General features: G+C 58.0%; 16 protein-coding genes and 1 pseudogene. 8 read left to right on the top strand and 9 right to left on the bottom strand.

Annotated features, from left to right (window positions below):
• The first annotated feature begins 260 nt into the window (after positions 1-260).
• The 4 genes and pseudogenes from AC13RE_RS11020 to AC13RE_RS11005 all read left to right on the top strand — a co-directional run bounded on the left by AC13RE_RS11020 (position 261) and on the right by AC13RE_RS11005 (position 5,367).
• Positions 261-1,496, top strand: a complete 1,236-nt coding sequence (locus tag AC13RE_RS11020; RefSeq protein ID WP_488562943.1) for an MFS transporter — start codon at positions 261-263, stop codon at positions 1,494-1,496.
• Positions 1,497-1,774: 278 nt separating this feature from the next.
• The gene (locus AC13RE_RS11015; RefSeq protein ID WP_488562942.1) at positions 1,775-3,496 is read left to right on the top strand and encodes a peptidoglycan D,D-transpeptidase FtsI family protein; all 1,722 of its coding nucleotides are present in this window, start codon (positions 1,775-1,777) and stop codon (positions 3,494-3,496) included.
• A 663-nt stretch (positions 3,497-4,159) separates the two neighbouring features.
• Positions 4,160-4,633: pseudogene (locus AC13RE_RS11010) on the top strand (HIT family protein).
• Positions 4,634-5,196: 563 nt separating this feature from the next.
• Positions 5,197-5,367, top strand: a complete 171-nt coding sequence (locus AC13RE_RS11005; protein WP_165915294.1) for a hypothetical protein — start codon at positions 5,197-5,199, stop codon at positions 5,365-5,367.
• Between the two features lie 184 nt (positions 5,368-5,551).
• On the opposite strand, the gene repC is transcribed toward AC13RE_RS11005, so the two are convergent.
• The 4 genes from repC to AC13RE_RS10985 form a co-directional block, all read right to left on the bottom strand.
• On the bottom strand, positions 5,552-6,775 hold the full coding sequence (gene repC, locus AC13RE_RS11000) for a plasmid replication protein RepC (protein WP_132720273.1): 1,224 nt from the start codon (positions 6,773-6,775) through the stop codon (positions 5,552-5,554).
• 186 nt (positions 6,776-6,961) lie between these two features.
• Positions 6,962-7,996 carry a plasmid partitioning protein RepB gene (gene repB, locus AC13RE_RS10995; RefSeq protein ID WP_488562941.1) on the bottom strand — a complete coding sequence of 345 codons (1,035 nt, stop codon included), beginning with the start codon at positions 7,994-7,996 and terminating at the stop codon, positions 6,962-6,964.
• Positions 7,993-9,216 carry a plasmid partitioning protein RepA gene (gene repA / locus AC13RE_RS10990; RefSeq protein ID WP_488562940.1) on the bottom strand — a complete coding sequence of 408 codons (1,224 nt, stop codon included), beginning with the start codon at positions 9,214-9,216 and terminating at the stop codon, positions 7,993-7,995. The genes repB and repA overlap by 4 nt, the downstream gene beginning before the upstream one ends.
• Before the next feature lie 814 nt (positions 9,217-10,030).
• A complete protein-coding gene (locus AC13RE_RS10985) occupies positions 10,031-10,936 on the bottom strand; it encodes a LysR family transcriptional regulator (RefSeq protein WP_488562939.1) in 906 nt (301 codons plus the stop codon).
• 90 nt (positions 10,937-11,026) lie between these two features.
• Between AC13RE_RS10985 and AC13RE_RS10980 the strand changes: the two genes are divergently transcribed.
• A complete protein-coding gene (locus tag AC13RE_RS10980) occupies positions 11,027-11,998 on the top strand; it encodes a nitrilase family protein (RefSeq protein ID WP_488562938.1) in 972 nt (323 codons plus the stop codon).
• Positions 11,999-12,027: 29 nt separating this feature from the next.
• Here the strand turns inward: AC13RE_RS10980 and AC13RE_RS10975 are convergent, their stop codons facing one another.
• On the bottom strand, positions 12,028-12,648 hold the full coding sequence (locus AC13RE_RS10975; RefSeq protein ID WP_488562937.1) for a class GN sortase: 621 nt from the start codon (positions 12,646-12,648) through the stop codon (positions 12,028-12,030).
• The gene (locus AC13RE_RS10970; protein ID WP_488562936.1) at positions 12,645-14,903 is read right to left on the bottom strand and encodes a marine proteobacterial sortase target protein; all 2,259 of its coding nucleotides are present in this window, start codon (positions 14,901-14,903) and stop codon (positions 12,645-12,647) included. Before AC13RE_RS10970 ends, AC13RE_RS10975 begins: the two co-directional genes overlap by 4 nt.
• Positions 14,904-15,073: 170 nt before the next feature.
• On the opposite strand from AC13RE_RS10970, the gene AC13RE_RS10965 reads away from it, so the two are divergent.
• Positions 15,074-15,835, top strand: a complete 762-nt coding sequence (locus tag AC13RE_RS10965; RefSeq protein WP_132720279.1) for a helix-turn-helix domain-containing protein — start codon at positions 15,074-15,076, stop codon at positions 15,833-15,835.
• Between the two features lie 111 nt (positions 15,836-15,946).
• Here AC13RE_RS10965 and AC13RE_RS10960 read toward each other — a convergent pair whose 3' ends face one another.
• Positions 15,947-16,696 (bottom strand): 2OG-Fe(II) oxygenase, encoded by a 750-nt coding sequence (locus AC13RE_RS10960; protein ID WP_488562935.1) that lies wholly within the window; start codon positions 16,694-16,696, stop codon positions 15,947-15,949.
• Positions 16,697-16,892: 196 nt separating this feature from the next.
• Between AC13RE_RS10960 and AC13RE_RS10955 the strand changes: the two genes are divergently transcribed.
• Both AC13RE_RS10955 and AC13RE_RS10950 read left to right on the top strand, forming a co-directional pair.
• Positions 16,893-17,402: a cytochrome P460 family protein gene (locus AC13RE_RS10955; protein WP_488562934.1), complete on the top strand. Its 510-nt coding sequence runs from the start codon at positions 16,893-16,895 to the stop codon at positions 17,400-17,402.
• A gap of 474 nt (positions 17,403-17,876) precedes the next feature.
• On the top strand, positions 17,877-19,163 hold the full coding sequence (locus AC13RE_RS10950) for an epoxide hydrolase family protein (RefSeq protein ID WP_488563141.1): 1,287 nt from the start codon (positions 17,877-17,879) through the stop codon (positions 19,161-19,163).
• Between the two features lie 156 nt (positions 19,164-19,319).
• Here AC13RE_RS10950 and AC13RE_RS10945 read toward each other — a convergent pair whose 3' ends face one another.
• Both AC13RE_RS10945 and AC13RE_RS10940 read right to left on the bottom strand, forming a co-directional pair.
• Positions 19,320-20,471: an MFS transporter gene (locus AC13RE_RS10945; protein ID WP_488562933.1), complete on the bottom strand. Its 1,152-nt coding sequence runs from the start codon at positions 20,469-20,471 to the stop codon at positions 19,320-19,322.
• Between the two features lie 279 nt (positions 20,472-20,750).
• Positions 20,751-21,962, bottom strand: a complete 1,212-nt coding sequence (locus AC13RE_RS10940) for an MFS transporter (protein WP_488562932.1) — start codon at positions 21,960-21,962, stop codon at positions 20,751-20,753.
• Between the last annotated feature and the right edge of the window lie 5 nt (positions 21,963-21,967).

Raw genomic sequence — 21,967 nt, 5'->3', positions numbered from 1 at the left:
GGCGGAAACTATCATGGATTATACTTCCATATTGAGAAATTATATATGTACTTCAATCCATTAGCAGGCCTTGTATTGAGGTATGATACTGGCACTTCAAGGTAAAAGAGCGGATTTGGGGGCGGTGTCGCTAGATCGGCAATTGTGCCATTCCCCATCCTCGATCATAATCCGTGGTTGTGGTTGAGCAGGTGCTTGAGGTGAGTAACGAAGAGGCTCCATGACGAGGTTCGATATTAACCGCGGTCGCAATGCATCGCTTGCCTGATAGCCTCGCGCCGCTCACCGTGCCGAAACTGCGGCGACTGCTCCTCGCCCAGATCCCCTCCGATCTAGCCGATTGGTTGGACTTTGTGGCGCTAAGTGCGCTGGTAGCATTCCAATGGCAGCTTGGACCTGTAGCGGTCGCGAGTTTAACGTTGGCGCTAGCGTTACCCTATGTCGTTCTCGCTCCCGCCGTTGGCGTCTTGGTGGATCGCGCCGATCAAAGAACGCTCCTGGTAGTAAGTAACGTCATACGTGCCATTTCAACGGCGGCATTTGTTCTCGCGCCAAATCTCGTTGTGCTCCTCGGATGCGTCGTCATCAAATCCAGTGCCGACGCTTTGTTCATGCCGGCAAAGCAGGCGGCAATTCCACTTCTTACGACCCCTGATCGATTATTGGCGGCAAATAGCCTCAGCCACGTCATTAATCAGCTCACCAAGATTGTCGGCCCGGCCTTGGGTGGAATTCTGACGATATTTCTCGACCTGCAGCAGATTTTCTTGGTGAACGCTGGCCTGTCGCTGATCGCAGCATTGGTTCTCTTTGGCTTGCCTGGCGGATTGCGCGCAGATCGCAGTGAAGCCGCCAAGAGAAAATTTGGCGAGGAATTTGCCGACGGCCTGAGACACATTCGCCGCAAGCCTGTCCTGGCTACCACCATTGTCGCCATGGCTCTCGGCTACTTTCTAATCTTCCTGTACGACGGTCTGATTGCACTCCTTGTCAAGGAAATCGGACTTTCGAGCGCCTTGCTCGGAGCCTCCGTTGCGTCCGCAGGAGCCGGCGGAGTAATTGGCGCTTTGCTACTGGGACAGTTCTTCGGGCAGCGCGATCCTTTTCAGCTGATGATCGGTTCAGGCCTTGTCGGCGGGCTGTTAATTGCCTTGATGGGCCACGTCGGACGCGGCGATATGGAGATGTCTGCCATAAGTTTTTGCGCACTCCTATTTGCTACGGGTTTGGCCAGCGCTGGCTTTTTTGTCCCCTACCGCGTGGTGCTGCAGAAGGAGACGCCGCTTGAGCTTTTGGGGCGCGTTGCCGCGGTAGGCGAGGGACTTAGCGCGGCAGCGATGACGACAGCCCCTCCGCTTGGAGCCGCACTGGCCGAGTTTGCTGGAATATCTGCACCATATTTGATCAGCGGCTATGCTACGGCCTTTCTGGCATGTTCGTTGCTCATTGTAAGACGGTGGATGGGAACGAGAGACGAAGGTGTAGACGCCAGGTAGAGGGGCTACTAGTCCCCAAATCTGCCTCGCGTACTACTGCAAGGCGCTTGGACCTAACTATTGTCCTCTGGGCACCAATCGTCGCTTTCTAGAAAGTGTCCTTCCCACTACCATTTCCACTTTATCACTTGCCCGCTGGAAGTCCGCTTGGTGCACTCTCTTTCATGCGCGAGGATGGTAATGGGAACTTATGGTTAGACTCCTGTTAACCATCTTGCGTTTAAAGATTGTTAATCGAGAGGCAAACCCGCCCTCCCAGTTTTTGCGAATTATCGTTCATGTCGATCATCCACGCACTCGGCGCAAATAGCGGTCGCCTCATCAGAATCACCTTTGGTCCTGGGGGCCGCGAGCGCCCGCCGGTGCGCGCAACGGGCCAAGCGAAACTTGCCAAAGCGCGCATCATGATGCTCGCGGGCGGGCTGCTCGTCTGTTATGTGGCGATCTTCGCCAGGCTCACCTATTTCGACATGGAACCGAGGACCGACACCTCGGCAATTCCCCCTGATCATGTCAGCGCCGCGCGCCCGGATATCGTCGACAGAAACGGCGAATTGCTTGCAACGGACATCCGCACCGTTTCGATGTTTGCCGAGCCCAACCGTGTGATCGATCCGGACGAGGCAGTGGAAAAAATCGCCTCGATCTTTCCCGATATCGACCGCAAATCCCTTTATAAGAAGCTCGCCGATCGCCGATCGCATTTTGCCTGGCTGCGCCGGCAGCTGACGCCGAAGGAACAGAGCGAAATCCTGGCGCTCGGCATTCCGGCGATCGGATTTCGGCCTGAGGTCAAACGCTTCTATCCGGGTGGACGCACGGCAGCCCATATTCTCGGTTATGTCGATATCGACAATCACGGCGTTGCCGGCATGGAGAAATATCTCGACATGCAGGGCCTGTCGGATCTCGCATCGACGGGCCTGACGAGCCGCGACCAACTGGAGCCCGTGCGGCTTTCGGTCGACCTGCGCGTTCAGAACATCGTCCATGACGTGGTGTCGGATGCGATCGGCCGCTACCAGAGTCAGGCGGCCGGCGCCGTTATTCTCGACATCCACACCGGCGAAGTCCTGGCCATGGCCTCGGCACCCGACTTCGATCCGAATGATCCGCAGACTGATGTCAAAGGCTGGCTGAACCGCATGTCGAACGGCACCGACGAGATGGGCTCGGTCTTCAAGACCTTCTCGATCGCGATGGCCATCGATACCGGCACGGTCAAGCTGACGGACACCTTCGACGCCAGCTCTCCCCTGCACTACGGCGGCTTCACCATCCATGACGATCGCGACGTGCCGCGGCGTGTCCTGTCGATCCCGGAGATCTTCCGTTATTCGTCCAACATCGGCACGGCCAAGATGATGGACAAGGTGGGCATGACCATCCAGAAGAGCTATCTGACCCGCTTCGGATTGCTGTCGAAAATGCAGACGGAACTGCCTGAGGTGAAAGCGCCGAGCCAGCCAAGAGTTTGGAAGAAGCTCAACTCCATAACCATAGCGTTCGGCCACGGCGTCGCCACCACGCCGATGCAAACCGCCGTCGCGGGTGCCGCCCTCATCGACGGCGGCAAGCTGATCGAGCCAACCTTCCTGCCGCGCACGCAGGAAGAGGCGGAAAAGACCGAAACGATGATCGTCAAGAAGAGCACCAGCGACACGATCCGCTACCTCTTCCAGTTGAACGGTGAGCAAGGGTCTGGCAAACCTGCCGACGTCCCCGGCTATCACGTCGGCGGGAAGACTGGCACCGCAAACAAGGTCATCCACGGGGTCTATTCGCACAAGCTCAGCTTCAATTCATTCCTCGCGGCGTTTCCAATGAATAACCCGAAATACGTGGTGCTGGCCTTCGTCGACCAGCCGCTGACAGGCCAACACAATTTAACCTTCGCGACCAACACGGCGGCACCTATGGTTCACGACATCATTGCCCACGCCGCGCCGCTGCTCGGTGTCGAGCCGGATTTCGGATCGAACTTGCTGGCCGCATACTAAGGATCACGCTCGCTCTGAAGCGTCGCGACGGCTGCAGCGTCGGACGCCGCTGCAGCTGCAGCCACGCGGGATAAAATGGCGGCCCGCCCGCATGATTCAGCCTGCCGTTTATCCTCCCACCGAAATCTTCCTGGCAAGACCGACCAGGTTTCTGCTCTACCGCATAGCGCCCCAACGCTCGGGATCCGGATCCCGTACGATAAAAACCCTGACAGCTGTCAGGGTTTGCGGTCCAAGCTTATTGATGGGTAGCATGACATATGCGCTCCTCAGACCGCTCGCCTTGCGCAGGGTAAACCTCTCCATGCCGTCTCCCCATCCGCTTATTGAAAAACCCTGACAGCTGTCAGGATTTTGTTGCGAGCGCGGAAACTGGACAGAGCTTATTCCGAAGTCGAGACAAATGACCTTGAGCTGCCATCAACGCTGGAGAAACGTCACATCCTATCATTGCCGCTATCTATTTCCTCCGTGTAATCTGCTGGGCGCCCAGTAAGAATTGCAACGGAAGAGGGACCATACTGTATGCCCCTTCATTCAGACCAAGGGGCGGCCCATGCTCACGGATTCCAAACCGCCTTTGCGCCAGGCGCGGGGGAAAACTAGCCGGCGAACATTAGCAAGAACAGGAGATCCGAAATGAGGCCCGCTTCATAGTTTTTCATCGCTGAAACCGACGGATGGGTTCTAGGTCATCGCGCGAACTCTGCCCTCCCCGGCTATCTTGCTGTTGCCTCGAAGAGATCTGCAGATGATCTGTCGGACTTATCCGATGACGATTTGAGCGAAATCGGTCCGTTATTGGCGCTATCTCAAGCAGCCCTGAAGGAGGAGCTCCGCGTTCCGCGCGTCTATATCGGGGCGCTATGGTCATAGCTCCGGACTCGCTTTTCATTTCCATATCATTCCTATCTATGAGTGGGTCGAGAAACTGTTCTGGCGAGATGCCCGATATCGGCTCCTCGGGCAATTTACGGAAGGGGAGGGGAAAGCGAAACGGACGGCGCCGAACTAACGCTGTTCGTCTGGCGAGAGTTCTGCGAACGTGCGCTGCCGCCTCCTATCGAAGGACCGACCGTTTCTGAAGCAATCGACCTTCTGCGCAAGACAATACGTCTCCGTTTGCAGGCTATCTGAAAGATGTTGCTGAACGACAATTTGCTTGACTATTCCCTCCCCTGCCTTGCTATACATCACAAAACAAGCGCAATATCTCGCCGTTCATACCCGAATTCGGCAGCGGCTAACTGCCGGATTTCTCGGTGAAAATTTCTAATCCTGAAGCTATATGGGCATTAACTTCCATAAGCCATATCGCGTTAACTGAACTTTTTATCGACTGCGAGATGTGCACCCACTAGCGCCGATTTTTTCTTCAGCAAAGGGGAAATCAGTCTCTAAGCGAGTAATCCGAGCGCACTTGTTCGCCGGTTCCATTCTCACATTCGTCTATGACCGTTCCAATGACTCTATCTCGCTGGAATAATGATGAGAGACAATGCACTGCATATTGTCGATTAAGCCGGGATCTAATCTCTGGAGCTTAATTCTACCCCTTTGAAAATTGGTCGAGCGAGTTGCTGCCGCTAAAGTTCATTACAAAATCGTAAGGGTGCTATTCATTTTTGGTTAAGTCTTAATCGGTCATCAAAGTCATGCGTAAACACGCAGCATCACCCCCAATGCTTATGAGGTTTCACATGAAAAGCCTGCTTCTCTCCACTGCCATCGCCTTGGCTTCGGTTGTTGCCGTCAGCGCTCCCTCCCAGGCAGCTCCATTTCATCGCCATCACCACAATTGCTTTGTGAAGACCGTAAAGCATAGGGTTCATGGCCACTGGGTGGTTCGCAAGGAGCGCATCTGCCGTTAATCCAATGTGCAGCTTTGGCCGTCGGCAAGGTTCGATGGCCAAAGCTGAATGGCTAGCCGCAGCCATATCGCGTAAGAAAATGTATATCCCGCGGCCTCTTTGCTGTGTTGACCCCAAGGCTTATTCCGATCGCGTACCGTTGGCGTCTCGGAGCCGGCACATCTCAGCAAGCCGATCTGATATGTCATGAAACTTCTGGCACGATATCGCCGTACCCTGCATTTATGCGAAGCAATGCCATAAGTACCGGACCAAGTGAAAATTCGCCGCGTTTTGCCTTGCCTGCAAGATCGCGTAGATAAGCACCGGCTGAGTTGATATGCCCTGATCGCTCGAGAATGCAGGCCATTGTCACGGCGGCATTTTCCGGCCCCATCGTCTCGCAAGCTTGCTGATAGGCCGAGGGCGTGACACCGAGCATCGATCGTACCACGATGGCTGCAGACATGAGATCTCGCCAATTGCTGATCACGCCTGCAGGGCCATAGGAGCTAATTTCGGGGCATGCCTTCAGCACGAGAGCTAACGGGAAGATGCGCATCGGCTCTTTTTGTCGCTCGTCCGTTTTCCGAGATCTCGCTTCCAACTTTGTTCGAAAGCCTGGTTCAAATTCATTAAAGGATTCGGGATTCGAATTCTTTATGTGACGCTCATTATGGGCATCATTGGTGCTATAATTTTCAATTTTCTGCTGTTTTTCCAGTAGGTTGATGATTTCGCCACGCAGTAGCTCCATATCACTGAGAGTAGAGGTGACCTCAGACATGGTTGGGGAGCGGGGAATGCGCGCGAGGAGGGCACTATAGGTTTCTTCGATCCGGGGCCAGTCGCCCTCGACGCCTTCCGTAATAGCCGCCGCAATCAGTTTACGGACGTCGCGCCGGCAAATTGTCAGGCTCTCCTTGGCCCGCCGAAAAGCGATCCGATCTGCCACGACCTGTTGAGCCATGATTGCAAGTTCTTCCGCGCGCAATAACAGCGGTGAGATATCGAAGCCGAAGGCGTTTTCGATCTCGCCTGTTCGGCCTTTTCTCGCATAGCGCTTGCCATTGGCGCTATCCTTGCGGACGATCAGGCCAGCCTCGACGAGAAATGCCAGATGCCTGCGAAGCGTGGCGCCTGCAATGCCATGGGCTCGTAAGGTCAATTGCGTATTGGAGGGAAAGACGATGAGCTTGGCGTCCTGACGAAGCTCATTGTCGGGATAAAAGCTCAGCAAGGCATCGAGTACCGCCAAGCTGCGATCCTGCAGACCGAGCTTTTCTCGTGCTTCGGATATGTCTCGAAAGACTTTCCATTTATCAGCCGTCTTGTTTGGTTCGATCGCGGACGTGGCGACCTGCCGTCTCATTAAGGCAAGCGTCATCGGCCGCCGCCCAAAGGGCGTCGTCACACTTCCGTTCTGCATTTTCTTCACCTTCAAGAGGCAAAAGAAATACGATCACCAAAAACGGTGCCAAAGACTCTTGACTGTGATTCGGGGAAATGCGATTCTTCAGTTGCTACATTGAAGAGAAGGCTTCCACGACGGCAACGTTTGGGGGCCTTTTTTCTTTTGCTAGTTTCCTTTCCAATCAGAAAACCCTGACAGCTGTCAGGGGTTGCGTTTGTCTCTGAAACGAGTGAAGCGCTCGACAAGATCGGGCAGCTCTTCCTCGATAAATCTTACGAATTCCGTACCCAGTTTGCCCTCGGCAGAGATTCGAACCTCCCGAGGGGAGGTCATGAACACTCCCAACCTAGTTCCGGATGTATCGGAAATCGCAATTTGCGTGTTGCGCGGCTCAGACGGAGGTTTGATCGCCTTTAGCGCCACCTGAAAGCGCTGGTCCGAGGTTTCGTTGTCTTTATTTGCATCCAAGAGAGCGGTGCGCACCACATCAAGAGCATTCGGCGCTGCGGATATGGCCTTCGCCAGATCCAGCCAACGCGGTCGGCCAATCTTCGGAGCCCTGCCGATCGCTTCAATGATATCTGCCGGAATTGCGCGATAGACGCTCCGCATTCGCGCAAGTTCCGCATCCTCGATCGAGAGGGCCGCATAGATGTGGCGCGCCTTGATGCCCGCATCATCCATGCGTGAGACAAACAAGGCGCGTTCGATCCATGTCAGGTCCTGCCGGCTGGCATTCTCGATGCCCTGCGCTAGAACGAGATCGAGATCGGAAATCTCGACTTCTATGGCACGGACGGTGCGGCCGAGCTCTAGAGCAGCCCGCCATCTGCGATGGCCGTAAACGACCTGATACCGATCGCCTGAAGAAGGATGCCGTCGAACCTGGATCGGAACCTTTTGGCCTTCCTCCTCAATGGAACGCTTGAATCTCTCGAAATCCTGAGGATCATCGTCAGGCAGGCGATCGGGGTAGGGAGAGGCATCGATCACCTGAGGATCGAGGTCCTGTATCCAGCCTTCGCCGGATTCGACAATGGCGCGCAGCCGGTCACGTTCGGCGCGTATGTCGCCGATCGCCCGATGCGCGGCCCCGATCACACCGGCACCGACACGGCCGGTTTGCGCGGGCGCAGGGGCCGGCGGCGATGAATCCGTTTTGTTTTCGCTGCTTTCCAACTCCGCTGAGAGCAGGCCGAAGCTGGCGACGATGGATTTTCTCGGGCTTTTGCTCATCCACGTCCCCAACTTGCATTGATGAGTTGCACGATCGCTTCATTGACGGCGTCGACGGCCTCACGCGCGCGCTTATGCGTATCTCGGCCGATCTGCCCCATTTCCAACTCGTAGAGGGAGCGCTTTGCAAGTCCGGCGGCCTCGACTGCGGTGCTCTCTATCGCCGTTGGCAACAGGACATCGGTGCCGAAGAGATGGCGCAGCATCGCAACGACCTGGGACTGTGGCGCATCGTTCGGATCGTGACGCGTTACCAGATAGCGAATGAAATCATGATCGAGCTGCGCACCGCTTTCGTTGAGCACGCTGATCAGGTCGCCCATCATGAGCAGGAACTGGCTCATCGATGCCACGTCCAGCATGGCCGGATGTACCGTGATGATCATGCTTGTTGCGGCATAGATAGCGCTGAGGGTCAGAAATCCGAGCGACGGCGGCGTGTCGAGGATGACGATGTCGTAATCGCTTTCGACTTCGGCCAGCGCCAGCTTGAGGCGCTCGAAAAAGATGACGCCGGAGCCGGATTTTTGAGCCAGGACGCGAGGGGTCTCATGCTCATACTCCATGACCTCGAGGTTGCCTGGAATAAGGTCAATGCCATCGAAATAGGTTTTGCGAATGATCTCGCGGATGGGCCGCCTTTCGGCCGCCTCATATCGAAGTGCCGCATAGATGGTTTCGTTGGCGCCGACATCGATTTCCGGCTGCGCGCCAAACATGGCCGAAAGCGATGCCTGCGGATCGAGATCGAGGGCAAGCACGCGATAGCCATGCAGCGCGAGATAATGCGCGAGATGAACGCAGGTCGTCGTCTTGGCGCTGCCACCCTTGAAGTTGGCAATCGCCATGACCTGCAGATGCTCGCCCGGTCGGCGCCGAGGCAGGAAGCGAAGCGCTTCCGTAGGCTTCTGCTTGGCAAACAGCTCCCGCAATTCGTTGATCTGGGCAAGCGTATAGACCCGGTGATTGTTCTCCAACCGGCTGGGAACAGGACCGCGGCCTTCACTCGACATCAGCTTCAATGTCGAATCTGGGATAGACGTGAGCTTTGACACTTCATTGGTCAGGAACTGGCGTAGCATCTTCTCGGATTTCGGCGGATACATACGTGTTCTGAGCTGCTGGAGCTGACCAGACAGTACGGTTGCATGCCGCGCGATTTTGCTGGCTGCATTTTCCTTTGAAGGAGCTAGTGTCTCCGTGCGGTTCGCTATCGCCATTTATCCCTCTTGGCGGCCTGTCGCCGGTTTGCCGACATTTGCCCGCCAGAAGATAGAACACGATTCTGTCAGGCCGTCCAGAGATTAACGGATAATGAACGGTCAGCGTGTGACAGTCAGGACTTTGGCCGGGCCGTTTAACGCGCTGCTTTTCCTGCACTTTCTGCGACCACCCGCTGAAAAGAGCTGCGGGTGAAGGCTTGCACTTTTGATTGCATAATGTCGTTGCCGCCGATCTGCTGATCTCTACCCGGCTAAGATTGTAACGATTTCGACGACGGGAATCACCGAATGGGGCTGTGTGAGTCGGCTTCGTGCGGATGCTCTCACGCGGGATCTCCAGCTTTCCCTTTCAGCGATCATGGCACAAGTGCGGGCAGCGAGCATATAGCCGTTCGGTATGCCTGGAGCGTTGAGCGGATCAGGCTCCGCCGTCTTTCGCTACCCTCGGCAGCTGTTCGCCTGCCATGGATAAAGGCTGGACAAGTTTCATGTAACGGACATTGAAAATATCCGCTGTGGACGAATCACTGCCTTCCCTTGTCGAAAGTTGGATCGGCCCTAGTTTGCGAATCATTAATGATTTGTGAGGGTTAGTAATTTTGAGCTATGATTGGAGCGGCGGTGCTGGGTATGCCGACAATGCTTTGGCTGCATGGTTCGTTTTGAGCATCAGGGCGCTTGAACCGTCCGACGACGAGGTCGGACAGTCTCACGTTTAGCGTCTTTCGGACAAAGGGGTTGGATGCATAACCCCATTGCCGGCAACGAGAGTGATCGCTTGCATCGCAGAATGCCGATGCAAGCCAGGCCTTTATCCCGATTGCCACTCGGAGGCCGGGTGGTCGAATTCCAGATTCTTCGTTACATGATCTACAAAGCCGGCTAACAGAGGGCTCGTATGTTTGCGATGCCAGCAGATTCCTACCGGCCATTTTGATTCTGGTCCCGAGAGAGATTGCGTGCGGATGGACCCCGCCAATACCCGCACGCCACGCCAAGGCAGGAATGCCGCGCCCAGGCCGGCAGAAACGATGGCGTGCACGGTCAGTATGTCGTCGGCATATTGGGCGATGCGGGGCTCGAAACCGGCAAGCGAACACCAGCGCCTGATCTGGTCGTCCAATCCAGGTCCGCGCGACGGCGAAAGTGCGACAAATCCGAGTTCATTCAGCTCCGACAGCCGATCCTGGGCCGGCATGGTCACCCCACTTGGAAGCGCCAAGGCTAGATACTCTTCGACGACGGGCATGAAAGCCAAGCCGCTATCCTCCTCCGGCGCCCGGCAGAAACCGATATCGAGCCGGCCGTCCAGCAGGCGCTGATGCTGTTCCCGCGATGGCAAGTCGTTGAGCGTGATACTGCAATCCGGCGTCGCCGCCCGAAAGCCGGCGATCAGCCGTGGTGCGACGGCAAGTGTCGATATTCCAAATCCGATGTCGAGATATCCGGTAAGGCCGGCTATGGCGCGATGCATCTTCCTGTCGACGTCGTCGTTCAATTGGAGAAGCGGGCGCGCTTCGCGCTGCAGAAGTTCTCCAAGAGGCGTCAACTTGGCGCCATGGCGGCCGCGCTCGAACAACGCTCCGCCTATTGCAGCTTCCAAAGCCTGAATCTGCTTGGTCAGGGTCGATTGAGTGACGAACAATTTTGCCGAAGCCTTGCCGTAGTGGCCGGTATCGATCAATTGAATGAAGGATCGGAGGAGCTTTATTTCCATTCTGTCCAGGAATAACTTTAATCGATAAAGTCATTTTACGAAAGAGATGGTGCGTGGTCAAATGGGCTCATGACGAAAGGAGCAATCGACATGACGCTCAAAATTTCATCCGTGCAGTTTCAACATCGAGCCAATGACAAGGCCTACAATCTCTCGCGTATAGAGCATTTCACGGAAGAAGCCGTTCAGGCTGATAATCAGCTCGTCGTCTTTCCCGAAATGTGCATCTGCGGATACTGGCATGTTCCAAAGCTCGACGGCCCCGCGCTGCAGGCGCTGGCGGAGCCACTCTCTGGTCCCTCGATCACGCGGGTCGCAGCCCTGGCGCGGGTGAAGGGCATTGCGATCGGCGCTGGCTTCCTCGAGTTGGGTGAAAACGGAAAGCTCTATAATAGTTACGTGGTCTGCATGCCGGATGGACACATCCATTGCCATCGCAAACTGCACGCCTGGGAGCATCGCCTTATTTCCAGCGGCGATGCCTTCACGGTCTTCGACACACCTTGGGGAATTCGTGCCGGCATCCTGATCTGCTGGGACAATAATCTGATCGAGAACGCGCGCGCCACGGCGCTGCTTGGCGCCGAATTGCTGATCGCGCCGCATCAGGCCGGCGGCGGCCATTCGGTTAGTCCGCACGGGCTGAAGCGGATACCGGTCGAAAAATGGATCAATCGCCACGAAGACCCCGAGGCGATCGAGGCTGAATTTCGAGGTCCGAACGGCCGGGAGTGGTTCATGCGCTGGCTGCCGTCGCGCGCTCACGACAATGGAATGTTCCTCGTCTTCAGCAACGGCGTCGGGCAGGATGAAGACGAAGTGCGCACCGGCAATGCCATGATCCTCGATCCCTATGGTCGGATTCTGGCAGAAACCTGGGCGGCGACCGATGCGAGGGTGAGCGCTGAAATCGATCTGGCCTTGCTCGACAAATGTACGGGGCAGCGCTGGATAAGAGGCCGCCGCCCCGAGCTTTATAGTATCCTGACACAACCCAACGCCAACGGTCTCGCACCCATGGACGCGCGCTACTCGGAAGAGTCTACCCGCAACAGCAGTTAGGGGTGGATTTCCATATGGCTGGCCGTGGTCTATTTCGCCATCGTTTCTTCGAGATCGGCATAGACCAGATAGCGAAGCGGCCCCGAGGTCACGGCGTCGAAGGGAAAGCATGTCGCCAGCACGAGATGGACGCCGCGCGCATCGGGGTCGATGTCAGCCTCATCCCAGCGGGCAACGGCCATGCGGCTTACGCGGAAAGTGAAAGTCCGGCCGTCGCGACGTGTGATGCGTATATGGTCGTTCGCATGGATATCTTTCAGGAAAGTAAAATGGGTATCCCGGTGTGCCGCATAGACCGCTGTACCCTCTTCGCCTGCCTGCGGGGTGTTGTCGAGATGGCCGGGGCCGAAGGCAAGCGCCTGGCCGCTTGCACCCTTCAGAGCGATAGCGGAAACGCCAAGGCGTGGAACTTCAATACGCGCCACCGGCCATGTGTCGGCCCAGCTCCATGGTTTGACCGGTGCGCCTGATATCACGCTCTCGGCAAAGGCACGTTCCAGCAGGACTTGCGCCAAAGCCGCCTTGGCGTAGATCCATCCTCCTTGTGCGGCGAAGAAGAGACCGGCGGCGATGAGAATGCCGGCCGCAAAAGTCAGAAGGGAGCGCGCTGGCGCGCTCCCCATGGTTTGGAGGCGAGTGGCGGCGATCATGCCCGGCTCCTTCGCGATGCCAGGAACAGCAGCGAAGCCCCACACAGAAGAGCAAGCAGTCCCTGGAGAATGAGAAGCATTCCCGGCGTTGCCGTCTGCGGCAGCGGAACGCTGGCCTGAGCCGGTGCGGAGATTGGCTCGAGCTCAGCATCGCCATCGGCACCCTGCAGCTTGTCGGCTGTCTGCTGGTGCCTGCTATCAGCCTTCGCATCCCGCGTTGCACCGATGCCGAGGAGCTTGTTGTAATCCCAGCCCGCAGGAAGCTGCAATGGAATGTCGGCCTGTGTCAGCGGGGCGTTTGTCGGCCGCAGACGCTTGGTATCGACGGCGACGAGACTGGTCAGACGCGTGACCAGATGATGGTCGAGAGCCAATTGCAGGATACGCTTGTCGGCATCGGCCTGTGTGATCTTGCCGAGCGTGAGATTGACCTCGGCATCGTCGATCTGGCGCCGTGCCCAGATCTTGGAGATACCCTTGGCATTGCTTGCCCGATCCAGCGGCAGGGAAATCGTCCACGGACGGTCACCGATCTTGCCGCTGACGGTCAGGGTTCCGGCTGCTTTTCCCATCCGGGCCGCCAGAACGAGCGGTTCGCCATGGTAGATGTCGGGCAGGAGGTTGGGTGACAGGCTGACATTCTTCTCCGAAAAGGCAGCGGCGACATCGGTGACGGCCGGATTTTCCAGCTTGTCGAAGAGGGCGCGCATGCGCTCGTTCACCTCGGCGACCGAACCGATGTGGGTGAAGCTGCCACGGCCAAGTTCGGCGGCGCGGCTCATCAGGTAGGTATTCGGCGCGGAGCCGATGCCGACCATGAAGATGCGGGAGCGTCCGCGCGACTTTGCGATCGCATCGAGAAGCTGCTGCTCGTTGCTGACTTCGCCGTCGGTCAGGAACACGACCTGGCGCAATCCGTTGGCCTGGTGGCTGTCGTCAAGTGCTGCTTGAAGCGGCGGCAGCATTTCCGTTCCGCCGGCAGCTTCCAGGCCGGTGACGAAGCGGCGGGCCGAGGCGATATTCTCAGCCGTCGCCATGACCGAATCGGGGAAGAATTTGGTCATCGTGTTGTCGAAGCGGATGACGTTGAAACGATCGTTCGGCTCGAGCCGGGACAGGGCATAATCGAGGCTCGCCCTTGCCTGTTCGATTGACGTGCCGCCCATCGACCCGGAATTGTCAATAACGAAGACCACTTCGCGGCCCGCCTTCTGCGGCGTCGCCACGGCCGGTGGCATCACATAGGCAAGCACATAGTCATCCCTACCGACATGCTCGCGGAAGAGACCGACGCTCGGCATATTGCTTGCGACTGCGTTCCATTCGAGCACGAAGTCGCGATCGGCAGTCGCGTCGCCATCCAGGACGATCCGGCGGGCGCTATCGTTTACTTTGTCGATCTTGACCGCGTGATAAAGGCTTTTGACGTCTTCGAGCGGAAAGCCGGCGTTGAGATTGACCTTGAGGGTGACGGCATTGGTGCGGTCGCCGCCGGGTGCCATCAGGGGCGTGGAGATGGGCTGGTCGCTAAGCTTGCGCGATGGGCTCTGTTTGGACTGACCCCAGCCGGCCTTAAGATCGGCTTGCTGTGTGATGGGCGATGCGTCCTGCGGATTATAGCGCGGCGCGACGACCAGCGGCACCCGCAGGGAGAAGCGGCCGTCCGCCAAGCGGACCGACTGCTGATATTCGATCTGAACGACGATCTTTTCATGCGGGCCAATGTTTGCGACCGTATTGGTGAAGACGTTCGGGCGCTGCTGTTCGACGAGGGACGCCTTCTTTCCTTCCTTGCGCGCTTTCTCGTAAATGGCGCGCGCTGCCTGCTTCTCCTTGATATCAGCGACAACGACCCGGTTGCCGACGATCATCTTCAGGGAATAGACGGCGCTGTCTTCCGGAAGAGGAAATACGTAAAGGGCCTCGACCCACTTGTCGGTCGTGTTCTCGAAGGCTTGCGTCAGGACTGCGCGTGCCGTCGGCCCATTGACGTCGAGATCGACATCGGTCGCAAGGCGGGGTGCCTCGATATATTGTCCTTCTTCCTTAGTCTGAAGAAGAAGGCTGCCCGCGCCCATCTCGTTCGGGGTGACGAAGGCTGCCGGTTGCGCGTGCGATTCCAGGGGATGCAGCAGTGCGAAGATGACGGCAAGCACCGGCAGCAGGATGGCGTTGCTGAACCAGAGCAACAGGCCGAATCTGATGAGGAAGTTTTGCCGCTTCTGGTAGCGCGAGAAGTTTGGCGAGGCTGACATGACAGGCTCCTTGTTCGCTGGTTAAATGACTGAAGCCATTGTGAACAAAGGCTATTTTCTCGCCAGCGTAAGCTTTGCCCTGTTTCGTCCGCATCTTGCCGCAAACGGTCTTGCCGGTTACGGCCATGTGTGGAATTGTGAAGAAAATTACGCAAACAGGAAACGAAGGAATGGTCCAGGGCGACCCCTATTTGTCCGACAGCCAGAACAGCGCCGTAGCGGCGCGGGTTCGCGAGGAGATCGCCCGACGGCGCATTTCCCGGCAACGCCTTGCCAATGATGCCCGCATCAGCCTTTCGACCTTGGAGAAGGCCCTTTCCGGCCACCGGCCCTTCACGCTCGCGACCCTCATTCGGCTGGAGCAGGCGATGGGGGTTGTCCTGCGGGAGCCGGCTGGAACGCAAGCGACCGTTGTCAATGACAAGCCCGGCCACGCCCCGGAAGAGCTTGGTGCCTATTCCCGCGCCTCGGTTTCCTGGCTGGAGGGCACTTACCTGACGCTTCGCCCGTCCTTCGGTGATGCGAAGGCGATTTTCGCCTATTGCACCGAGATCGCCTGGGATGGAGAACGGACCTGCCTGAGCTTCCGGGAACGCGAGCGTAGTGATGCCTCGTTTTCCCAGCAGGGTTCGGTGTCGGTGCCGCACCTGTCGGGCCATATCTACCTAGTGACGAATTCGTCCGGGCAGTATCGCATGGCGATATTGTCGAGGCCCAGTATCACCGGCGAAATGTTCGGTCTGCTGACGACATTGCGCGCCGGGCAGGGCTCACATCTCACACCCGTCTCGACGCCGCTCGCCCTCCTGCCTATGTCGGCTTTCGCGCAGCCATCGCTCGGGCGCGTCTTGGCGGGCGATCAGAATCACGAGGCATACTCGGCCATCATGCACAGAATTACCGGAGAAAATTACGCCGGCTTCGTCGGTTAGCGGCGCCCTTGGAGCAATTCCAGGAAAAGTGCGAAGCGGTTTTCCGTCCGGAATTGCGTAAAAACAAAAAAGCTAGAGCGTTTTCGCGATTCGAAGAAAAGCAGAATTGCTCTAGCGGGCGTCGTGAAAGATGATCCCGACGGTGTGGCGCACGCCTGAGCGGACGCGGCTTACCCCGTGTCTGAGATTGACGCGGTAGCTTCCCTTCGTTCCCCGCACGGGCCGATTGTGGACCGCAAAAGCGACGGCATCGCCCTGTCGAAGCGGCACGACTTCCACGCGGCTTTGCATGCGCGGCCGCTGCTCGGTCAGGACAAACTCGCCACCGGTGAAATCCTGTCCCGGCTCCGACAGCAGAATGGCCACCTGGATCGGAAAGGCGAGTTCGCCGTAGAGGTCCTGATGCAGGCAATTGTAGTCTCCCGGCACATATTGCAGCAGCAGCGGTGTCGGGCGCCTCTGACCGGCCTCATGACATTGCCTCAGGAAGGCGGCATGCTCATCGGGATAGCGTTCCGCGACGCCCATCCGTTCGTTCCAGCCGTTTGCGATGCCGGCGAGGTGGGGATAAAGCGCCGTGCGCAATCCACCGAGAAGCCACGGCAGCGGATAGTTGAAATAGCGGTATTCGCCTCTTCCAAAGCCGTGACGCGCCATGATGATGTGGCTGCGGAAATGACGTTCCTCGGAGTAGAGCCCGGAGATCGCAGCGCATTCATCGGGTGCCAGAAGCTTCGGAAGAACGGCGCAGCCGAAGCCGTCAAGCTCTCTTGCGAGCGACGGCCAATCATAGGCGTCGAGCCGAACCTCTATAGAGTTTTCCGTGAAAGCCGGTGCGGAAGTGGCGATCGATGTGTTCATGTCGGGTCCTCGGAAGCCGTGATAAGCTGAAGCCTGGCGTCCGAACCGGAGCGGTAGCCACCCGATTTCCGATGAGCAGCTTACACGAATGGGTTTCCCTGGCTACATTGCGATACAATCGAGCCGTTTCCTGAAATTTAGCGGATACAATTCCCGGCGATCGTCTGCGGGATTATCCGTCAGGCAGGAGTCTAAAATGAAACTCGCATTCCTTGGCGCATTTGCCGTCTCAAGCCTTGCCGTCGGCATCGCCGCGTCTCAATCGGCAGGTTCTGCAACGCCGCCGGAAAATGCATCGCCGATCTACGGCGTGACCATACCGGAAGGCTATCGGGACTGGAAATTCATTGCGCCGGCGCAGGAGGCTCCGCCGCTCGACGAGCTTCGCGCCGTGCTCGGCAACGATATCGCCGTCGACGCCTATAAGAAGGGCACCCTGCCTTTTCCCGACGGCTCGATCCTCGTCAAGTTGGCCTACAAACGCAAGCAATCGACGGAGTTCGCTCCGGCAACGGTGCCGGGAGCGCCGACCACGGTGCAGGTCATGGTGAAGGATTCCAAGAAATATCCCGATAGTCACGGCTGGGGCTTCGGGCGGTTCGTTGACGGCAAGCCGGTCGACGTTGCGCAACATGAAACCTGTCTCAGCTGCCATGTCGGCAACGTCAGGGATCACGATTACGTCTTTACGCGCTATGCGCCGTAAGGCGCTGCAACGCGATTAAGTGAAATTTGCCGGCCTGATCTCATCGTATCGCGGCCGGCCGGCTATCCATGGTTTCTCCTCCCGCCAGGATAGCCGCCCCTATTTTACCCATAAACGAGCGCCGCTTCGAGCAGGTAGCCATCGAGCCGCTTCCATCATCATGGAAGAGGAACTTCGCAAGCCCGCGTCATCTCTATGGGGTCGCCGCAGAGCTTGGCAGCCCGCATTGCCTCGTCTCCCACTCCAAGATGTTCCAAAAATTCCTCTTCACCGGCTACTTGGCCAAGTTCCATATTTTTCGGGTGCATTTTGCCGCTGGCAAAGCCAAAACGCAGAGTTCTGTGTTCCATTGTAGCCTCGGTCGATCCGGACACAGAGGGATACAATTTGGCTGGGTTGAGGACACAACCGGGATACACGCCGAAAGCAAAACTTCGCGGCATTCAACAAACCTCCCAACATTTGGAGATTCTGATGTCGCCTTTATCCTTCTCAATGAACAGACGTGCCTTTGTGACTGCGGCCGCTGTCGCTGGAGCGGCCTCGCTTCTGAAGCCTGCCATGTCCTTTGCCGCATCGGACGCCTTGCCCGACGGCGTCAAGCCGTTCAAGGTCCATATTCCCGACAGCGCGATTGCCGAGTTGAAGCACAGGCTTGCGACGGCACGCTGGCCGCTCAAGGAAAATGTCGCTGACGACTCCCAGGGCGTGCAACTCGAACGCCTGCGCGATCTCGTTGGATATTGGGCCGATGGCTATGATTGGCGAAAGGTGGAACAGAAGCTCAATTCTCTGCCGATGTTCATGACCGAAATCGATGGGCTGGATATTCACTTCATTCACGTGCGCTCCCCACACGAAAACGCAATGCCGCTGATCATGACCCACGGTTGGCCGGGCTCGGTTTTGGAAATGCTCAAGGTCATCGACCCCTTGACGAATCCGACCGCTCATGGTGGCAAGGCCGAAGACGCCTTTCATCTCGTGGTGCCATCGATCCCCGGTTTCGGTTTCTCCGGCAAACCCAGCGTCCGTGGATGGGGCTCCGATCACATCGGCCGTGCTTGGGGCACGCTGATGAATCGGCTCGGATATGAGAAGTTCGTCTCGCAAGGCGGTGATTGCGGCTCGGTCATCTCCGAGCGCATGGCGCATCAAAAGGTGCCGGGACTGCTGGGCATTCATCTCAACATGCCTGCGATCGTCCCAAAAGAAATCGTGCCGATCTTGGCTGCAGGTGCCCCGGCGCCCGCAGGTCTCACTGCGGACGAACGCGCTTGCTTCGACAAGCTCGCGATTTTCTACCGAGACAGCGCTGCCTACGCGCAAATGATGGTTACGCGTCCGCAGACGATCGGTTACTCGCTCGTCGATTCACCGATCGGAATGGCCGCGTGGATGTACGACAAGTTTGCCGAGTGGACGTATAGCAACAAGCAGCCCGAAAAGGTTCTCACTCGGGACGAGATGTTGGATGACATTTCTCTCTATTGGTTCACGGAGACGGGTACCTCGGCAGCCCAGATCTATTGGGAAGACCACACCAACAATTTCAACGCTCTCGAAAGGATCCCTTCCGTGCCCGTCGCGGTTAGTGTCTTTCCGGGAGAAATCTATCAGGCACCCAAGTCGTGGACGGAGCGTGCCTTCGGCAATCTGATCTACTTCAACAAAACCGAGAATGGCGGGCATTTTGCGGCCTGGGAGCAGCCGGCGATTTTCACCAACGAAGTCAGGGCGGCATTCCGCTACCTGCGTTAAGCGAGCCTAGGCTTCTGACTCGGTGAAAGCGCTGCAGGCGAGCGATGCCCCACGCTCGACTGCGGAAGAGGGGGAAGCGTACAGGATTCCCCCTCACAACGAATAATGGATCCCGGCGAATTTAATGCAGGAGACTTTTGCCGGATCGCAGAGTCCCTACGCGAAGGCGTTGCGACGGGCCGAAAGCGACCCGATGCCCATCAGGGCGGCGAGGATGACCGGGATGCAGACAAGGTAGGCCGTGCGAATCCCCGCATGTTCGGCAACGAATCCCAGCAGCGGCGGAGCCAGGAAGAAGACGACGAAGGACATTTGTCCAAGTGCGGCAACATTGACATGGGCCGGACGGTCGGTGCGTTGGGCGGCCGCCGAAACCGCCAGCGGATAGACCGCGCTGCAGCCGGCGCCCATGAAGGCGAAGCCGAGCAGCGCCACATTGGGGTGAGGCGCCAGCCAGACGGCGCAGAGACCGGCAGCTGAAAGAAGCAGTAGGGAGAGTGCAACGGAGCGGGAGCCGAAGTGATCAACGAACCGGTCCGCAAACAATCTTGCCAGCGCCATGAAGAAGGTGAACAGCGTCAATCCGAGACCGCCGACGAACGGCTCGACAAGAAAGACGTCGCGCATATAGATGGCTGACCAGTCGATGCCCGCGCCCTCGACCAGGAAGGCAGCAATGCCAATGACACAGAGAGGCAGCAGGCCGAGTGTCGGCAGCGCGGCATGCCCGGCCTCCGGATGATCCTGTGCCGGGCGGGCGGGCGCATTGCGCATGCCGGCAATGACAAGTGAACCCACGATCAGCACGAAGGTAAATGTCAGGGCAAGGTGCAGCTGCATCGAAATGCCGGCCTGGCGGATGGCCGAAGATGCGAGGGCGGTGACGAAAAAGCCGAGGCTCCAGAAACCATGGGCGCGGTTCATCACACCCCGGCCAAGTTGTGCTTCGATGCGATCGATCTCGACGTTGAGATTGATTTCGAGCGCTCCGGCCAGCAGCCCTTCACAAAGCAGGATGGCAAAGACAAGCGGAGCAACGCCCATCCAGGGCACGAGCGCCAGGGATGCCGACGTGCCGAGCACGGTGATGAATGCCGTCTTGCGCGCGCCCAGACGTGCAACGATCGGGGAGGCGAAGGTGAGCGATATCAGCGCCCCGATAGCTGCGCCGATCAGTGTCAGACCGAGCTCCGATTTGTCGACCTGCAAGGCGTCCTGCAGGTCGGGAAGGCGCGACAGCATTGCGCCCATCGATACCGCAAAGAGGAAGAAGCAGACATAAATTCGCTGCTGCGGTTCAAGACGCATTTCGATGCTCCGGAAAATCTGAACGCGAGAGATGGAAAGGGTCTATCCGAAAGCAACCAGCGCTGGCAATACGAAGGCCTTTAATTCATCAGACAAATTAGAAGTGCCGGCCAATTTCGGTAAGTGCGGCACCGGCCAGCACTATACGATAGGGCGCGCCTTCGACAGGACAAAGCTACAAGCTCCCCGGGATGGGCAAAACCGCCTGCAGGCGATGGCATCAACCTGCAGACGGCATGACCAGGCCTCATTATCGAGGGCTTGGACGCCTTGAGCTTATCAAGCCCCGCAATTTGCCGGGAGCGATGACGGCTTGCGCGTACCGATCAACACCAGCACCAAGCCGGCGGCGGCCAGCAGGCCTCCGGCAATTGCGACCGCCGCATAGCCGAAGCCGAGGCTGATGACGGCGGCACCGGTGGCCGCCCCCAGAGCATTGCCGAGATTGAAGGCCCCGACATTGATGGAGGAGGCAAGGCCCGGCGCTTCTGCCGCTGCTTCCATGACGCGCATTTGCACGGGCGGGACGAGGGCAAATGCCGCGCCACCCCAGAGAAGCAAACCGATGGCGGCGCCTACGTGGGTGACCATCGCCAGCGGCAGCGCGAACATGATGGCTGCGAGCAGAGCCAGGAAGATCTTGGTCGCACCGTCGAGCGACCAGTCGGCGAGCCGTCCGCCAAGCCAGTTACCGATCGTGAAGCCGACGCCGATGAGGACCAACCCAAGGGTCACGAAGCTATTGGATGCGCCGGTCAGTTCGGTGAGAGCCGGAGCGACATAGGTATATAGCGAGAACATCGCGCCTGCGCCCATGACGGTGGTTGCCATCGCAAGCAGCACGGTGGGGTGAGTAAGTACGGCAAGTTCCCGCCTGATATCAGGCATGGCGCCGCGCTCGCCTTTCGGCAGGGCGAACCATAGCGCTGCAATGGCGGCTATGCCGATCAGCGCTGTTCCTGCAAAAGCCATGCGCCAGCCGATCGCTTGACCGACCCAGGTGGCGGCCGGCACGCCGCCGATATTGGCGATCGTCAGCCCCATGAACATGGCGGCAACGGCGCTTGCCTGCTTTTCCTTCGGCACGACGCTAGCCGCCACCACCGCGCCCAGGCCGAAGAAGGCGCCGTGGTTGAGGCTGGTGACGAGGCGGGCGAGCAGCAGCGTGAAGTAGCCTGGCGCCATCGCCGACATGAGATTTCCGATCGTAAAGATACTCATCAGCAGCATCAGTGCCGCGCGCTTGCCGAAGCGGCTGAAGGCGAGCGTCATGAAGGGGGCGCCGACCATGACGCCGATCGCATAGGCGCTGATCAGAAGGCCGGCGGTCGGGATCGAGACGTCGACCCCCTTGGCGATGACCGGGAGAAGTCCCATCGGCGAAAACTCGGTCGTGCCGATGCCGAAGGCGCCGATCGCAAGGGCGAGAAGCGCCCATCGGGCGTGAGAGGATGTTTGGGCCTTTTGGGCCGTCGAAATCTTGGTGTCCATGTTGA

Source organism: Martinezella sp. CNPSo 3959, from assembly GCF_057784355.1.
This window is presented reverse-complemented; position numbering and strand designations above follow the sequence as displayed.

Coding starts and splice junctions, on each gene's coding strand:
- AC13RE_RS10955 (WP_488562934.1), top strand. CDS start 16,893: ATGAAACTCGCATTCCTTGGCGCATTTGCCGTCTCAAGCCTTGCCGTC.
- repA (WP_488562940.1), bottom strand. CDS start 9,216: ATGGCGATAGCGAACCGCACGGAGACACTAGCTCCTTCAAAGGAAAAT.
- AC13RE_RS10980 (WP_488562938.1), top strand. CDS start 11,027: ATGACGCTCAAAATTTCATCCGTGCAGTTTCAACATCGAGCCAATGAC.
- repC (WP_132720273.1), bottom strand. CDS start 6,775: ATGCAGAACGGAAGTGTGACGACGCCCTTTGGGCGGCGGCCGATGACG.
- AC13RE_RS10945 (WP_488562933.1), bottom strand. CDS start 20,471: ATGCGTCTTGAACCGCAGCAGCGAATTTATGTCTGCTTCTTCCTCTTT.
- AC13RE_RS10950 (WP_488563141.1), top strand. CDS start 17,877: ATGTCGCCTTTATCCTTCTCAATGAACAGACGTGCCTTTGTGACTGCG.
- AC13RE_RS10970 (WP_488562936.1), bottom strand. CDS start 14,903: ATGTCAGCCTCGCCAAACTTCTCGCGCTACCAGAAGCGGCAAAACTTC.
- repB (WP_488562941.1), bottom strand. CDS start 7,996: ATGAGCAAAAGCCCGAGAAAATCCATCGTCGCCAGCTTCGGCCTGCTC.
- AC13RE_RS10975 (WP_488562937.1), bottom strand. CDS start 12,648: ATGATCGCCGCCACTCGCCTCCAAACCATGGGGAGCGCGCCAGCGCGC.
- AC13RE_RS10960 (WP_488562935.1), bottom strand. CDS start 16,696: ATGAACACATCGATCGCCACTTCCGCACCGGCTTTCACGGAAAACTCT.
- AC13RE_RS10985 (WP_488562939.1), bottom strand. CDS start 10,936: ATGGAAATAAAGCTCCTCCGATCCTTCATTCAATTGATCGATACCGGC.
- AC13RE_RS11005 (WP_165915294.1), top strand. CDS start 5,197: ATGAAAAGCCTGCTTCTCTCCACTGCCATCGCCTTGGCTTCGGTTGTT.
- AC13RE_RS11015 (WP_488562942.1), top strand. CDS start 1,775: ATGTCGATCATCCACGCACTCGGCGCAAATAGCGGTCGCCTCATCAGA.
- AC13RE_RS10940 (WP_488562932.1), bottom strand. CDS start 21,962: ATGGACACCAAGATTTCGACGGCCCAAAAGGCCCAAACATCCTCTCAC.
- AC13RE_RS10965 (WP_132720279.1), top strand. CDS start 15,074: ATGGTCCAGGGCGACCCCTATTTGTCCGACAGCCAGAACAGCGCCGTA.